We start from the raw sequence: 15,594 nt of genomic DNA, 5'->3' as shown, positions 1-15,594 counted from the left end.
TCGAAACGAAAGGGTCCGAAATGACTCAGATCACCGCACTCGCAGCCAACCTCGTCCCGATGGTCCTCCCGCCGGGCATGGAGAAGCTCAGCGTCCTCGGCGCATGGACGACCGGCATCGTCGCCTTCCTCCTGTTCATCGCCTTCCTGGTCTCCATCGGCATGACCGGCTGGGGGGCCCTCAGCCGTGGCCACTTCGAGGGCGGCAAGGCCTCCGTCATCATCCTGATGTGCGCGATCGTGCTCGGCTCGGCCACCGCGATCTTCACGACCTTCGCCGTCATCGGCTAAGGGCGGGCCAGGCGCCAACAACTTCTCTCTGCCCGCCCGAACTAGGGAGCAACGCACGTGAGCAACGACAGTGGCGAGACGAACGGACGACTCGGATCCTTCTTCGACCGCAACCCGTGGTGGTGGGTCGCAGCCGTGGTCGTGATCATCATCCCCCTCGGCCTGGTGCTGATCCTCGTGCTGCCCTCGTCCAAGGACGACCCGGCACGAACCGGCGGCCCCGACCCCGCGCCGCCGCCTGCCCCCCTCTCCTCACCAGCCCCCAACCCCAGCGACGGCGGAACCGCCGCGACCGGCTGGAACGACCTGGGTTGCAACGGAACCAAGGGGTCCACCGAGACCCCGACGCTGCCGCCGAAAGCGACCTGGGAGCCGGTCGGCGCCGCGGTCGCGCCCAGCTCTGCCGACTACGGACCCTCGGAAGTCAGCGGCTTCGTGCGAACGTGCTACCAGCACAGCCCGACGGGCGCGCTCTTCGCAGCGCTCAACATCGTGTCGGCGATCGCGGCCGCACCTAGCGCCGAACGAACCGCTGTCATTGAGGCCGGCATGACAGCCGGGGAGTACCGCGACGAGGCGCTCTCCGCTCCGCCGGGGGAGCTGGGCTGGAAGATCGCCGCGTTCCACGTCGAAGGCTGCAGTGCGGAGCGCTGCAACCTTGTCCTGGTCGTCTCGGCGAAGGGTTCCTTCGGCACGCTGAATGTCCCGCTCATCTGGGCTGCCGGTGACTGGCGTGTTGACGGTACGCGCAACGCCGGCGGCGGTGGACTTGAGTCCGTCCCGCCGGGCTACGTCAGCTGGGGGGCGTAGCGATGTCGTGTGGCATTACGGATCCGCTCGCCTGCCCGGGTGAGCTCCTAGGTGGAGCGGCGGAGAGCGTTGCGGCGAGTGCGGCGGACTCGTTCTTTCAGTTGATCGCGGATGGGGCTCGTGACGTGCTCGAGGCCGTGGCGACGTTTTGGATCAAGGTGCCGTCGCCGGAGGTGGCGTCGGGGTCGGGGCAGAGCTGGACCGGCAACGAAACGATCACCTCGGTGCAGGGGTGGCTGGGACCGGTGGCGTTCCTGGTGTTCCTCATGAGCCTGTCGGGGGCGCTGCTGAAGATCGCCTTCGACACCCGGCGCGCGGGGGAGGGGGCGCGGGGGATCGGACGGTCGCTGGTGGTCACGCTGGCGTGCGGGTTGCCGGTTCTGGCGATCACGATGCTGTGCATCCAGGCGGGCGATGAGTTCTCGCCGTGGGTGCTCGAGCGGGCATCCGGCGAGGAGACCTCTAAGGGCTTCTCGTCGATCTTCGCGTCGGCGATTCTGGGGCCGAAGTCGGCGGCGCCGGCGCCGGCGGGGTCGCTCCTGATCCTCTACATCTTCGCGATCATCGCGAGCCTGATGCAGTGCCTGTTCATGGTGGTGCGGGGCGCGGCGGTCATCGTGCTGCTTTCGTTTGCCCAGACCGTCGCGGCGGGCACCGCGACGGAGGAAGGGTGGATGCGGTTCAAGAAGGTCGTGGCGCTCTTGGTCGGATTCGTGCTCTACAAGCCGGCCGCCGCGGTGATCTACGGCGTCGGACTGAAGTTGATGTCGGAAGGGGCTACGACGTCGGACCAGCTGATCAACGCCATCTACGGCTTCACGGTCATCGTGATGGCGGTGCTCGCGCTGCCGGCGCTGCTGAAGTTCGTCGCCCCGGCGGCCGCGGTGGGGTCGTCGTCGGCGTTCTCTGGTGGCGCAGCGATCGCGGCGGGTGTCGCGACCGGTGCTGCGGTCGTGGCCCTGGCGGGCACTGGTGGTGGAAGCGCGGCCATGGCGGGCGCGGGCATGGGCGGAGGGTCGGGCACCGGCCGGCCGGGCGGTGACGGCGTTCCGGGCGCAGCGTCGCCGTCGCTTACTTCCAGTGACGGCGAACCGTCTTCGGGAGGGAGCGGCCAGGCCGGTGCTCCGGGAGGGCCCGGCGACCACGGCGAGGACGGTGCCACCGGGGCCTCGGGTGCTGAGCACGCGACGCCGCCGGCACCGCCGGCGCCGGCGCCGGCGTCGTCGACGTCGGGGAGCGGCGGAAGTGGTGGCGTGCAGCTCGGCGCCGCCACGGTGCAGAACCTGACCAGCCAGGCAAGCCAGGCCGGCGAGGACACGAGCCGGGACGCGCAGTAGCGCGCAGCGGGCCCGGCGCCGGGCTACGTGCGCTAAACGCGACAAATCACAAAGCACGACCTGATCGGAGTAGGCGAAATGGCAAGTCAGACTCAGTACGCCGGTTTGCGGGAGCCGAAGCTTCCGGGACTGTGGGGGCTCTCGGCGGTGGCGTCGGTGGCGCTGATCTTCGCGGCGGTGGTCCTCGTAGGGATCATCGCGGCCGGGATGGTCGCAGGCTGGGGTCTGTGGGGCCTCGGGCTCGGGGTCGGGTGGACGGTGCTGTCGCTGGCTGCGGTGCTGCCGGAGGCGATCAAGACGCGCGACGGTCAGGGTCGCTACACCAAGGCCGTCGCGGGGGTGCGCTTCGGTCGCGGTGAGCGGTCGGGGGAGACGCTGCTGTCGCAGGGTCTGACGGGCAAGGTCCCCGACGGCAAGATCGCGCTCCCGGGAGTTGCGGCGACGCTTGGCCTGCAGGAGTGCCACGACATCCACGGGAACGCGTTCGGGCTGCTCACGTGGGGTGAGACGAACCTCTACTCGGTGGTCATCAACACGAACCCGTCCGGGATCTCGGGCAAGGACCCTGAGACGTTCGATGCCGAGGTCGCTCAGTGGGGCGCGTGGATGGGCCAGCTCAACAAGGTGGGCAACATCGTCGCGGCTCAGGTGACGGTCGAGTCTGCCCCGGACTCGGGGCAGAGGCTTGCGCGAGCGATCGACCGTGGCCGGGCGGAGAACGCCGACGAGGTGCCGGCGTTCTCGGCGACGATGGCTGAGCAGATCAAGGCGTCGGCCTCGCTGGGCTCGCCGCAGGTGATCACGCGGGTCACGATCACCTTCTCCGGCGAGGAGCGCAACGACGAGACGGGGGAGGTGCTGGTCCGAAGCGCCGAGGAGATGCGACAGCAGATCGGAGATCTCCTGCCCGAGTTGGTCTCAACGCTGGTGGCGACGGGGGCCGGCTCCAAGTGCAGGGCGGCTCAGGCGCAGCAGATCGTCGACTTCACCCGGGTCGCCTTCGACCCGTCGGTGGCGCCTCGCGTGGAAGAGGCGCAGCTCGCCGGCGGGACGGGGCTGACGTGGGACGAGTCGGGCCCGTTGACGGCGGTGAACCGGTTCGACCACTACCAGCACGAGACAGCGTTCTCGCGGACCTGGCAGATGCGCGAGGCCCCGAAGGGCTCGTTCTTCGGCACGGTGCTGCAGCGTCTGCTCGCCCCGCACCGCGACATCGTCCGCAAGCGGGTGACGCTGTGTTACCGGACGGAGTCGCCGCTGAAGTCGGCCGACATCGCTGACAACGACGTGCGGGCGGCGTCGATCGCGTACTCGGGATCGCCGCGAGCGAAGGAGGCGCAGCGTCAGGCCGTGATGACGGCGCGGCGGACTGCGGAGCAGGAGGCTCTCGGATCGCCGCTTATCCGTGTTGGGCTCCTGGTGACGGTGACCGTGCTGGACCGTGACCTGCTTGACCGGGTCTCCCAGATGGTCACGACGCGGCTAGCGCCGCAGGCGCGGCTGCGGATGCGACTGCCGCGCGGTGCGCAGGACTCCGCGTTCATCGCGGCGCTGCCGCTGGGGATGGTGCCGCACCGTCACGCCGGGCTCGCGGCGTTCGCGGACCAGGTCTGAGGAGGCGACGATGGCGTTCAGAAGGAAGTCCGCACCGCGTGCTCGCGCGAGCGCGACGGTCGGCGCTCGCGAGGTCGATGCGCTGTTCTCGACCCGCGGGCTCTCGCGACGCGAGCGGAAGGCGCTGCAGGCACCGGAGCGTCCGGCGAAGCCGACCAGGACCAGCAAGAAGACCGCCGAGGAGGGGGAGCGGGGCGAGCTGGGCCCGAAGGGTTGGCGGCTACCTGGCGGCGGCCGGACGATGCGGGTCATGACGCACCCGGAGTTCCGGGGTCCAACTGTCCAGACGTGCGGCCTGTTCCCGTTCGTGGTCGGGTCGAGCCTGCCGCTGATCGGAACGCCGCTGGGGGAGCACCTCGAAGGCCGCGGATGGGTGTGCGGGGATCCCGTGCTGTGGTTCCTGCACGGGATGCTGAACAACCCGTCGGGATTCGTGATCGGGCGCCCCGGCGTCGGGAAGTCGACGCTGATCCGCCGGATCGCTGGCTTCTTGCCGGTCAAGGGCATCTTGCCGATGGTCTTGTCGGACTGGAAGCCGGACTACGTCGACTTGATGAACGAGCTCGACGGTCAGGTGCTGTCGCCGAACCGGTCGGACTCGTTCATCAACCCGCTCGACCCGGGGCCCGTGGCTGGCCTGCTGGCGCAGCTCCCGGAAGAGGTCAGGAGCCGGGTCCTCGCGAACATCCGCGGGCGACGGATCAACGTCGCCGTGGGCCTGTGTGCTCTTGCCCTGGGACGCGACCTCGCTGCCCACGAGCGCAACATGCTCTCGGCGGCGTTGGGCGCCTGGGACGCGGAGCATCCGGATGAGGTGCCGGTGTTCGCCGACATCCAGGCGCTCATCAAGGCGCGGCACCCGCGGGTGCGAGTCCAGGCTCAGGACCGCGGCGACGTCGAGCGGTACGACGACCGCGCCGAGGGTCTGCTCGATGCGCTCAACTCGCTGACTGGTGGCGATGAGATCTTCGGCGACGTCTTCGCCAAGCCGACGACGACGCAGCTGCGGATCGACAAGCCGGTGGTGTTCGATCTGTCGGCGTTCGAGGAGATGGACCCGATCCTGCAGGCCGGCGTCCAGCTCGTCTGCTGGACCTACGGGTCGACGACCTTGGCGGCCGCCAAGGTGTTGGCCGATGCCGGCCTGGCACCGCGGCGCGTCTACCTGCTCGTCATGGACGAGCTGTGGCGCGCGCTGCGGGCCGCGGAGTTCATGGTCGACCGCGTCGACGAGATCACCCGGCTCAACCGGACCATCGGTCTGGGCCAACTGCTGTGCACGCACGGCATGGACGACTTGAAGCTGCACAACCCCGAGGCCACGGCGAAGGCGTGGGGCTTCGTGTCGCGCTCGGAGATGGTCATCATGGGCGGCCTTAACCCGGGCGAGATGGGCAACCTCGAGGAGGTCTTCGCCCTGTCGAACGTCGAGAAGGACCAGCTGACGCAGTGGGCGCAGATCGGCGAGGCGGACCCGGAGACCGGACAGGGCGGCGAGCCGCTGGGCAAGGGCATGTTCATGATCAAGGCCGGCAAGAAGCCCGGCATCCCGTTCCGCGTGAAGTTGACCCGCGTCGAGGTCGAGGGCCTGAGGGTCGTTGGCGGCATCCACGACACGGACAAGACGTGGCGGGATCAAAAGGCGGCCGCGCGACGCGGCGGCGTCGAGGCCCTCGACGAGTACGCCTCCTGAGAGGAGCAACGCGATGACGAGGCAGCGGCCTAACAAACTCACGAACGTCGGCCAGGACGGGCTCTGGCTCTGGGTCGCGGCCCTCGCCGCGCTCCTGCTGCTCGTGGGGGGATGGCTGCTGGCCTACCTCGCCGCGAGCATGGCTGGCCTGGGGGCCGGCGGCCCCGGCCGCTGGCTCCTGAAGCCGGGGCCCGAGGGTCGCTGGTCGTCGACGGCGACGCTGTGGCTGGCCGCGTTCGCGGTGCCGATCGCGCTTCTGGCCTGGACGGTCACCAGGGTCGTGATGGTCGCGCTGAAGGGACGGCAGTGGACCGACAGCCTGGCGTCGGCGATGTCGTCGCGGCGCGACCTGGTCGAGCTGTCGCCTGAGGCGGTTGCCGCCGATACCGAGCGTCTGGGCTCGCAGCAGGCCGGCATCGGGATCTCGCTGTGCAAGGCGGTCTTGAACCGGCAGTGGCTCTACGGAACCTACGAGTGGTGCCAGGTCTGGATCATGGGGCCACGCGCAGGCAAGACCCGGTCGGTCGCGGTCCCTCAGCTCGTCGAGCACGGCGGCGCCGCGGTGGCGACGTCGAACAAGCGCGACATCGTCTACCTCACCCGCGGGCCTCGCTCGGAGCTCGGCCGCTGCTGGATCTTCGACCCGCAGCACATCTACCGCGAGGGCGTGCGGTTCTGGTGGAACCCGCTCTCGTACGTGACCAACATCGAGCGCGCCGAGAAGCTCGCCGGGATCTGGCTCGACTCACGCTCCGAAGGCGAGATGGGAACCGAAGACCCGTTCTTCGGCCCCGAGGGCCGCAAGCTGCTGCGCAACATGATCATGGCCGCAGCTCTCGGCGGGCACGAGGTGGCGATGATCGCGCGCTGGCTCGACAACCCCGACGGCGCGCCTGGGCTCCCTGACCCGGCCGACATCCTGCACGAAAGCGGCTACGCGGTAGCCGCTGGCCAGGTCGAGTCGGTACGCGCGAAGGTCGCGGAGACCCGCGACGGCATCTACGGCGGCGCCCAGTCGGGGGTCGGCTGGATGGCCAACCCGGACTTCGTTCAGTGGGTCACGAGGCCCGAGGTGGGCGGCGTCGAGTTCTCGACCCAGGACTTCGTCCGGTCGACCGACACGATCTACCTGCTGTCCAAGGACGGCAAGGGCTCGGCCCGCGCGCTCGTTGGATCGCTGACGGCGGCGCTGTGGGAAGCCGGCCGCGAGCTCGCCGAGGAGAACGGAGACCGGGTGCCGACGCCGGTGCTGTTCTGCCTCGACGAGTGCGCCAACATCGTGCGCTGGGGCGAGCTGCCCTCGCTGTTCTCGTACTCGGGCAGCCTCGGCCTGATCCTGGTCGTGATCCTGCAATCGAGGTCCCAGGGCTACCGCTGCTGGGGCAAGGACGGGTTCACCGAGCTGTGGTCGGCCGCGAACGTGGCGTTCGTCGGACGCGGCATCAACGACGACGAGCACCTGTCCTCCCTCGCACACTTGGTCGGCGATCGCCAGCGCCGCGACAGCTCGGTGAGCACCGGCCCGGGACACCGCTCGACGTCGACGTCGACGAAGGACGAGCGGATCCTCACCGAGGCGGATCTGCGCGCGATGCCGACCGGCAGGGGAGTCCTGCTGGTCTCAGGCGTACGGTCAATCCTCGGCGAGCTGGTCGACCTGTCCAAGCGTCGCGACGCTGAGCGCGTCGCGGAATCGGTCGAGGCGTTCAAGCAGCCGTGGATGGTTGCCGAGGACGAGGACGTCGACGCCAACCGCGAGCACGACGGCGCCGGCGCCGCGGCGGGGGAGGTGGCGTCCTGATGCCCACGAGCCACGACGATGACGCCGAGGTCGCTGAGGTCGACGGCGAGCTGGGCGGCGGTCACGACGTCGACCGGCAGCCCGCACGGGGCCGTCCTCACAGCGTCAGCCTCACCGTGGACCTGCCCGTGAGGCCGACCGGTGACCTGGCTGGCGCCGAGGCGGCGCTCGAGGCGGCAGCGGAGGCCTTCGCGTCGGCCGAGGACTCGTTGGCCGACCTTGAGGGTCGGATCGCGGTTCTCGAGCTGAAGGCCGAGGCCGCGGAAACCGATGAGTCTCTCGAGCCGTGGCGCAAGGCCGAGGCCCGCGCGAACCTGGCCGAGGCCGAGCGCGCCTTCCGGCGCGCGGGCATCAAGCTTGGCCGTGCAGAGCGCAAGCTCGAGTCGGCCAGCCTGCTCGTCGACGCCGAGCATCGTGCACTGGCAGCGGCGCTCGCTGCACCGGTCGTCGAGGAGGCGCCGCCGGCGCCGCGGTTCGCGACGGTCGAGTTGTTCGTGACGAAGTTCGTGCTACCGAACCTGGTTCACCGGTACGCCGTGACGCGGGTGCGCTGGTGCGAGAAGTGGTGGGAGCACGCCGAAGCGATCACGCGCCTGGAGGCGCTGTGGGAGGCGTTCGAGGTGATGCGGCTTCAGCCTGCGCCGTCGTTCTCGACCTGGTTGCGCGACCACTTCGACGTCCACATGCGCACGCTGACCGATCCCGAGGGCGTCTTCTACAACTGCGACTACAAGAAGGAGCACCACGAGCCCCAGAAGCCGTGGAGCTCGGTGCCGGCACCCGCGGGCATGTTCGCCGTCATCGAGGCCGCGCAGGTACAGCACTCGTCGACCAGCGGCCCGTCGTCGAGCGCGGCATCGCCCGCCGTCGACCAGCCCGCCGTCGACCAGCCCGGCGGCGGCGGGATCGCGATGGACGCGGCCGCAGCGCGCCGGGCAGAGACCCACGCCGGCACCACCACCCGACACCACACGAGAGGAGCTGCTCGATGAGCACTCATGAAGAGTTCGAGGTCGGCCACGAGATGGACCGGGCGCTCCGGGCCGTCGCGACCGGGCTGGCGCAAGTCATGGAGCGCTACGCGCGCCGCAGCCAGGACGGTGTGCGGGAGAGCGCTGCGCGGGTCCGCGAGGACTGGCTCGCGCAGCGTGACGCTGCTCGCCGGCAGTACCTGCCGTGGTTGCGCGAGGGCGCCCTGGAGAAGCTCGATCCGGCGGCGGCCTCACGGAGATGGGCCGCGGCGGCGTCATGGTCGGGGATGGACCCGACGGCGCGGGCCGCCGAGCAGGAGATGGCGCAGCGGATCCAGGCTGCCCACGGGCAGCACCCGTCGGTCCTGATCAACTTCGCGGACCGGTCAGCACTGCCGAAGGACGACTCGTCGGCGCGGCCCATGCTGACGATGAACCAGGCGTACGACCTGGCCCAGAAGCACGCGCCCTCGTGGTACGCCGTGCCGGCCGAGGTGCAGAGGCTGGAGCAGGACCGGCCGCCGAACGGTCAGATCGAGGAGGACTTCCACACCGACTGGCAGTACTTCGCCGAGGCCGGGGCCTTGCCCGAGGTCTCGCAGTGGGAGCAGTGGTCGCGCCACGTCGACCGGGGCGACGAGTTCGAAGAGGTCAAGTGGCTCGACGATGCGGGCATCCTCGACAGCGAAGGCCGCGAGAACGCACTTGAGCGTCTGTGGGTCGAGGGAAGCGAGGCGCGGACCTCCCTCGAAGCGGGCGACCACGAGGCGGCGATGCACGAGGCCGGGATGGGCAGCCTCGATGACCACATCGGGCTGCCCGATGAGGTCGTGGTCGAGCAGTCGTGGCACGCCTTCCTCACGCCGTCGCGGTTCGACGCCGCGTCCCCGGAAGAGGTCGCGACGGCCTGGCGTGATGCCTCGGCCGCTGCGCTCGTCGGCGACGTCGGCGCCCAGCGATCCGCCGAGCGATTGGCGACGATGATGCGCGAGCGGCGCGGTCTGAGCCCTGAGGGCGCTCTCATCGGGACGCTCGCAGAGCGGGCCGCGGTGAACGCCGAGGCCCGCAGAGCGGCCGAGGACCGTGAACGGCGGACGGCGGAGGCGGCGCGTGTGAGCACGCCGACGGCGGCCACAGCGCCGCTGGTCGCCGCCGTGCCCCCGACAGCCGGCGCGGCCAGCGCGCCGAGCACGGCGGCGAGGTCCGGACGGACGGCGTCGGGGTCGGTGCCGGCGATCGCGCGGGAGCGCGTGATCGAGCTGAACCACATGGCCGCGGACTTCTACGCCGGCAAGCTGCGGCCCGGGACGCAGGGGCACCGCTACCTGGTCGACCGCCTCGGTAGCGATGTCGACTCCGGCCCGTGGGCACTCGGCTACGCACCCGGGGGCTGGATGAACCTCTGCAACCATCTGCGATCGCAGGGCGCGAGCGATGACGAGATGCTCGCCGCCGGCCTCGCGGAGCCGGGCATTTACGGCGTGCGGGACACCTTCCGCGATCGCGTGATGATGGGTATCCGCGACCACGAGAGCGGCGAGATTGTCGGGTTCCTCGGCCGCGACCTGTCGGGCGACCCGCGGGCGCCGAAGGTCAAGAACACCAGCGAGACGCCGGCGTTCCGCAAGGGCGACTACGTCTTCGGTCTCTACGAGGCCGGCCCCGACGCGAAACTTGTGCGGGTCGAGGGCCCCTTCGACGCATTGGCGACCAGCCTTGCCTCGGAGGGCCGCGCTGCCGGCGTCTCGACCATGGGCACCGCGATGACCGGGACGCAGGCGGCAGCGATCGCCGAGCGCGCGGGTCGCAACGAGAACCGCGTTTGGGTGGCCAACGACAACGACGCCGGCGGGCAGAAGGCCACCGAGGAGGACTTCTACCGGCTCAGCGAGCGTGGCCTCGACGTCCGCCAGCTCCAGGTCCCGGGCAGCGACCCGGCAGCCGCATGGCAGACCGCCCCGGAGCTGTTCAGGAGCGAGCTCGCCGACCTCGAGCACGCGCGCTCGGCCGCGGAGACCGTGGTCGACCGCTACCTGGCCTCGCCCGAGGCCACCCGCACCGGATTCGGGGTCCTCATGACCGAGCTGGAGCCCCACCTGCGCGACCCGATCGAGCGCGATCTTCTTGCGCTCCGGGTCGCCGAGGTTGACGCGACCTCGAGCGTACGGAGCACGGCAGAGGCCAGGGAGGCCGCCGCTCGAGGTGATCGAGACGCCGCCCAGGCCGCCCTGGCGGGTCTTGCCGTGGACCCGGACGATCGGCGCCTTGGCGACGGATCGCCGGCGGCCGACCGCGACGGATCTGTGCCGGCGCATGGCGACGGCTTGTCGTCAGCAGGCCGGAGCGTCGTCGACGAGCGCGCCGATGACCTGGAGGCGGACGCTGCTGCCAGTGAGGAGTACCTCGACGCCGCAGAGGGCTTCACCGACGACGCGCGGGCGGAGCAGGCGGCCGCGTACGACCGCCGCGACGAGGCAATGCGCGATGCGATGAGCAGCAACGCCGAGACCGCGCGCGACGGGTCGTCGCACGGCTTCTCCCGCTCGACCCAGGACCAGCTGCAGGCCGCGCCGCAGTCCCGTAAGGGGGCCGCGGCCAAGGTCCAGCGAGGTCCAGGCAACACCAGGTCCGCCGGCCGAACACTCCGACGTTCCTAGGGAGAGGGGGCAGCCGGTCATGGAAGCGAAGCTACGGATCGTGTCGGGCGCGGACGTGCCTGAACAGTTCCACCTCGGACGGCGCTGCTCGACGTCCTGGATCGCCGCGCGCGACTCGGAGGTTGCGGGGCCACACCAGCTTGGCGGTAAGCCGAGCGGTGCGCTGTGGACCGGCCCGGCGACCTCACGCAGCTCCGAGGGGGTGCGGACGGGCTGGTCAGAGCTGTACTACGGGGGCAAGTACGACGAGCGGCGGCGCGATCGCATGTCGGGCCGGGAGCGTCTGCAGGCGGTGGGACGGCCGGAGCGGATGTGGAGCGTGAGAGCGGACCCGGCCGCAGCGCGCGTCGTCCATCTCGACACCGTCGCCGCCCTGGCGGAGGCGGCCGAACGCTGGCCAGGACCGCACGGGCGAATCGCGTTCGAGGCCATGGCAGCCGATGGGATCGACGCTGTGTGGGTGGATCGCTCGGTTCTCCCGAACGGCTGGTACAGCGAAGACTGGGCCGCGCCGAACGCGGCGGTTCGGGCCCAGATGTACGGCTGGGACGTCGAATCGGTGGCGTGGCTGCGCCCGGACCACATCGAGGTCGGAGCTGCTACCCGCGTCGATCGGACGCCGCTCGGCGCTCCCGCGACTGCCGTCGGGCTGTCCGACGCCGCGCGCGTGGCACGTGAGGCATCCGGTCATGCCGCTGGCAGCGGACTTGCTGCGCAACTCGCCAGCGGTGCCGTGGGCGCCGAGGCAAGGAGCCAGGCCGGACCGACGAAGGGGCGAGGCGTACTGCGCAGCCGGGTGAGGTAGAGCAAACACCCCGATGTACCGAGGGCCTGGCGCGAATGGGGGCCTTCGGGACGTCGAACGAACCGAAAGGGATCACCAGCATGAACGCGGTCACTACCCGCTACGACCTCGTCGCGATGCACGAGATGATCGACGCGGCCGTACTCGGCCACAACATCAAGACGGCCCGCAGAGCTGCCGGGCTGACCCAGGCTGATGTCGTCGGCGGCGACGTCTCGGCGGCCTACCTGTCGCGGATCGAGTCAGGGGAGCGACGTCCTGAGTTCAACCTCCTGGAGCGGATCGCCGCTCGTCTCGGCGTGAGCACCGAGCAGCTCCTCACAGGGCTGGACAGCGAGCGCGGAGCGATCGCCGTGCGCCTGGCAGAGGTGCCCTACCTGCTGCGTACTGGCGAGCTTGCCAGTGCGCAGCAGACCCTCGGCGCCGCGGGCGCGCTCCTGGTCGGCACCGGCGACACCGCGGTCCAGGGCGAGGTCACCTTCCTCCAGGCAGCAACAAGGCTGGCCGACGGCGACGTCGACGGCGCGATCGACGAGCTGCACGCGATCGTGGACGCGCCCGCCAACGACCCCCTGGCCGCCTGGTGCACAGCGGCCGCGCCGCTGCTGGTCGACGCGCTGCTCCGCGCCGGCCGTCTCGGAGCAGCGGTCGAGACGGGGGAAGCCGCCCTGGCTCGCCTCGAGGCCGTCGGTCTCGCGGCCGCGCCGGAGGCCCGGATGCTCGCGACGCGGCTGGCCAGGGTCCACCTGGCCCGTCGCGACTACGGCGCGGCGACCACAGTTGCTCGTCGAGCAATGCCGGCCGCGAGCAAGCGTGACCTCGCCGTCGCCTACCGCGACGCCGCCGCGAAGGTACTCGCCTCGGGCGAGACCCACCTGGCCGCCACCTACGCACGCTCCGCCGCCGAAGTGGAAGCCGAGGCCACGCGCGCTCGCGTGAGGGCCGAGCATCTCGCCGTCGTCGGCGAGCTGCTGCTCGTCGACGAGAAGGCGGTCCCTGGGTTCTCGGCGCAGGAGACGCTCGCGACAGTCCTGCAGACGCTCATCGAGACCGAGGCGATGCCGGCCAGGGTCGAGGCGGTCCGGGCGCTCCTTGCACGGGCAGCGGTCGCCGCTGGCGACGACGACGCGGCCCTGGAGGTGCTCGAGGGCGCCAGCCACGACGCGCTCGTCGACGACGTCGTGAGGGCCTCCTGCCTGGTCGTGCGGGGCGAGATCGACCAGCGTGCCGGCCGTCTCGAGGCGGCGGTCTTGAACTTCGATGCCGCCGCTACCGCGCTGGGCGATCCCGACCAGGTCCCCGTCGACGAGCGCGGAGCGGCCGCTCAGGTCTGGTATGGACTTGGCGCGCTGCACGATGACCGCGACGACGGCGACCGGGCGCGGATCGCGTACCGAGCAGCCGCGTCACTGACCGCCCGGCCCTAGCATCGAACCGGAGCGGACGGGTTCTGTCGGACCCTTCGAGCAGTATCGACCTCTATGGGAGTTACATCAGATGTTGGATCACGCGTGAGCCCCAGAGACCTCAGCCCTGAGGAGCGTGGGAGGTGGCGGAAGCGGCTGCAAATTCTCGCGGTCGCGTGCGTCCCTCTGACCGTCGCGGTCGCTCCGGTTGCCCTGCTCACCGATGCGTCCGCGGGACTCATGGCTTCCCTGATCCTCGGCGTCCTCGTCCTGGCGTGGGCGCTCGCCCTACGGTGGCGCATCGTCCCTCGGACCCGGGAGAACTTGGTCCTGTTGGCCCTCGTGGGCCTTGGGCAGGGCCTCGCGATCCTGACCGCCGCCTTCGGCTACTAGAACGACCAGGTCGCGAAGGGCGTACCGCGATGGTCGAGCTAGTGACGCTGCAGGGCACCGTCGAGGACCGGCCGATCCTCACGATCGAGAACGGCCGAGACGTTCTCCGCTTCGAGGTCCGAGACGCAGCAACAGGCGCCGTCGACCTCGTCGAGCTGGCTGGGGAGGGTGCCAGCAACGCAGCCCTCGTCCTCCGGCCGGGCCACCCGATCGTTGCGGTAGTGGTCCCGAGCCGCGAGCCGAACGGCGCCGCCCGGGCCGTGGCTTTCGGCCTCGACCTGATGCAGGTACCCGTGAGGGTTCTCGAACAGTGAGCGCTCCCTACGATCCATCGTGCCCGGTCGTCCGTGCCCGGTGCGGCGTCGTGCGCAGGGGGCCGATCCCTGGGACCGGAGTCGGGCTCCGATGGATCGAGGCGCTGCGCGACGGCCGCCGCTACGGGATCGTGGAGGTCTGGCGCGGTGGCCCCCGCGGCGACGGTCGTCTCTACGAGCTCGTCGACAACACGGGTATCGCCGTGCCCGGAGCGCCCCGCGCCCCCACCTTCGATGCCTACCGAAAGTGGGCGATCGCGACCCCGGACCACGACTGCGACAACGCGCCGCCCGATGACGATCGGTCTCGCCGTGGGATTCTCCTGGACGGCCCGATCCCCGGCACGAGCACAGGGCAGCACTGGTTCGAAGCCTGCCGCGATGGCCGGCGCTACGGAGTCGTGGAGATCTGGCGCGGCGGACCAGACGGGAGCACGCGCCTCTACGAGATCGTCGACGCAGGCGGTGACCCAGTTCCTGGAGGACCGCGGATCGTCCAGAGCATCCGTAGGTGGGCCGCCGTGCAGCATGACCCGGCTGAGTGTCCGCTGTGCGACAGGAAGCATCGCTTCCAGAACCTCCCGCACCGCGTCTACGTCGTCGAGTTCGAGCACCTTGAGGTGTTCAAGGTCGGCATCACTCACTGCCTCAACGACCACCGACTCAACCAACACCAGCGACAGGGCGGGCGCGTGGTGCAGTGCATCCAACTCCAGGACTGGCACACAGCTCGACGCCTGGAACGCGCGGTGCTGGAAGCCACCGCAGCGCATCGCGCACGCCTCAGCGAAGCAGAGTTCCCCCAAGCTGGGTGGACGGAGTGCTGGGAGTCGGGCGCGATCGTCGTCGATCTCGCTGCGATCGCCCGACGGCGGCGTCTCCGGTAAGGGGCTCCGAACTCTGCGCCCTCACTTGTAGATCTCGCGGCGGTGGCCGAACCCCGACGCCCCGTGACGTCGACGATCCAGTACGTCCCGGGGCCTCCGACCGCGGCCGCCGCGCTACAGCAGCCGTTCAGCCTGAACGGCACCATCGGCTGCTAGGGCAGGCGTCGCGCCGGGGTCTCGCGCGGCTTGATGTGTTCGAGACGAGCATGCCTCGACTTCCAGGCCTGCTCGATGAACTCCGCCGGCGCCCCGGCGGCCAACCTGTTGTAGGTGGTGAAGAGCCAAGTGCCGTAGTCGTGCCACTCGGCGTGAGAGCGCCGCAGGAGCCGGGCGACGAGCCGCTCACTGGGGAGCGCCCCGGCGCGCGTGGCCCGAGCGTTCTCACGGTTATGAACCGCGGCCTCCGCGCACGCCTCCCACAGGACACTTGCAAGCAGCTCTTCACGAGTGCCAGCCCCCGAGGCCGGAACACGAGGTGCCAGCACCTCGAGTTCCGCGAGGGGCACGCGAACACGGTAGCCCTCGACAGGAGACGCTAGAGCGCGACCAATGCGGAGTTGAGTCCCCGATAGTGGTGTAGCGCGGTCGCCGAGATCGTCACCGGCGAGTACGGATG

14 protein-coding genes are annotated in these 15,594 nt (G+C 70.4%); 13 read left to right on the top strand and 1 reads right to left on the bottom strand.

What is annotated here, in order from left to right; all coding sequences use genetic code 11:
* Positions 1-20: 20 nt before the first annotated feature.
* From CCO04_RS27635 to CCO04_RS27575, 13 genes are all read left to right on the top strand, one after another.
* Entirely contained in the window at positions 21-290 is a 270-nt protein-coding gene (locus tag CCO04_RS27635) for a hypothetical protein (protein WP_215817409.1), read from the top strand.
* A 57-nt stretch (positions 291-347) separates the two neighbouring features.
* Entirely contained in the window at positions 348-1,100 is a 753-nt protein-coding gene (locus CCO04_RS27630; RefSeq protein ID WP_215817408.1) for a hypothetical protein, read from the top strand.
* A 125-nt stretch (positions 1,101-1,225) separates the two neighbouring features.
* Complete coding sequence (locus tag CCO04_RS27625; protein ID WP_215817407.1) at positions 1,226-2,437, top strand: hypothetical protein; 1,212 nt, start codon at positions 1,226-1,228, stop codon at positions 2,435-2,437.
* A 78-nt stretch (positions 2,438-2,515) separates the two neighbouring features.
* Positions 2,516-4,051 (top strand): SCO6880 family protein, encoded by a 1,536-nt coding sequence (locus CCO04_RS27620; protein ID WP_374197032.1) that lies wholly within the window; start codon positions 2,516-2,518, stop codon positions 4,049-4,051.
* Between the two features lie 10 nt (positions 4,052-4,061).
* On the top strand, positions 4,062-5,744 hold the full coding sequence (locus CCO04_RS27615; protein ID WP_215817405.1) for an ATP/GTP-binding protein: 1,683 nt from the start codon (positions 4,062-4,064) through the stop codon (positions 5,742-5,744).
* Positions 5,650-7,545, top strand: a complete 1,896-nt coding sequence (locus CCO04_RS27610; RefSeq protein WP_215817404.1) for a type IV secretory system conjugative DNA transfer family protein — start codon at positions 5,650-5,652, stop codon at positions 7,543-7,545. The genes CCO04_RS27615 and CCO04_RS27610 overlap by 95 nt, the downstream gene beginning before the upstream one ends.
* The gene (locus tag CCO04_RS27605) at positions 7,545-8,537 is read left to right on the top strand and encodes a DUF4913 domain-containing protein (protein ID WP_215817403.1); all 993 of its coding nucleotides are present in this window, start codon (positions 7,545-7,547) and stop codon (positions 8,535-8,537) included. Before CCO04_RS27610 ends, CCO04_RS27605 begins: the two co-directional genes overlap by 1 nt.
* Entirely contained in the window at positions 8,534-11,173 is a 2,640-nt protein-coding gene (locus tag CCO04_RS27600) for a toprim domain-containing protein (RefSeq protein ID WP_215817402.1), read from the top strand. The genes CCO04_RS27605 and CCO04_RS27600 overlap by 4 nt, the downstream gene beginning before the upstream one ends.
* Positions 11,174-11,192: 19 nt before the next feature.
* Positions 11,193-11,978, top strand: a complete 786-nt coding sequence (locus tag CCO04_RS27595) for a hypothetical protein (RefSeq protein ID WP_215817401.1) — start codon at positions 11,193-11,195, stop codon at positions 11,976-11,978.
* A gap of 35 nt (positions 11,979-12,013) precedes the next feature.
* Positions 12,014-13,405: a helix-turn-helix domain-containing protein gene (locus tag CCO04_RS27590; RefSeq protein ID WP_215817400.1), complete on the top strand. Its 1,392-nt coding sequence runs from the start codon at positions 12,014-12,016 to the stop codon at positions 13,403-13,405.
* An 84-nt stretch (positions 13,406-13,489) separates the two neighbouring features.
* Complete coding sequence (locus CCO04_RS27585; protein ID WP_215817399.1) at positions 13,490-13,777, top strand: hypothetical protein; 288 nt, start codon at positions 13,490-13,492, stop codon at positions 13,775-13,777.
* A 29-nt stretch (positions 13,778-13,806) separates the two neighbouring features.
* Positions 13,807-14,091: a hypothetical protein gene (locus CCO04_RS27580; RefSeq protein WP_215817398.1), complete on the top strand. Its 285-nt coding sequence runs from the start codon at positions 13,807-13,809 to the stop codon at positions 14,089-14,091.
* Complete coding sequence (locus tag CCO04_RS27575) at positions 14,088-14,978, top strand: hypothetical protein (protein WP_215817397.1); 891 nt, start codon at positions 14,088-14,090, stop codon at positions 14,976-14,978. Before CCO04_RS27580 ends, CCO04_RS27575 begins: the two co-directional genes overlap by 4 nt.
* 152 nt (positions 14,979-15,130) lie before the next feature.
* Here CCO04_RS27575 and CCO04_RS27570 read toward each other — a convergent pair whose 3' ends face one another.
* Positions 15,131-15,484 carry a hypothetical protein gene (locus tag CCO04_RS27570; RefSeq protein ID WP_215817396.1) on the bottom strand — a complete coding sequence of 118 codons (354 nt, stop codon included), beginning with the start codon at positions 15,482-15,484 and terminating at the stop codon, positions 15,131-15,133.
* Between the last annotated feature and the right edge of the window lie 110 nt (positions 15,485-15,594).

Origin of the sequence: Pimelobacter sp. 30-1 (assembly GCF_018831735.1) — a bacterium.
Lineage (GTDB): Bacteria > Actinomycetota > Actinomycetes > Propionibacteriales > Nocardioidaceae > Nocardioides.
Note: the sequence above shows the minus strand (reverse complement) of the source record. Positions and strands in the feature narration are given on the sequence as shown.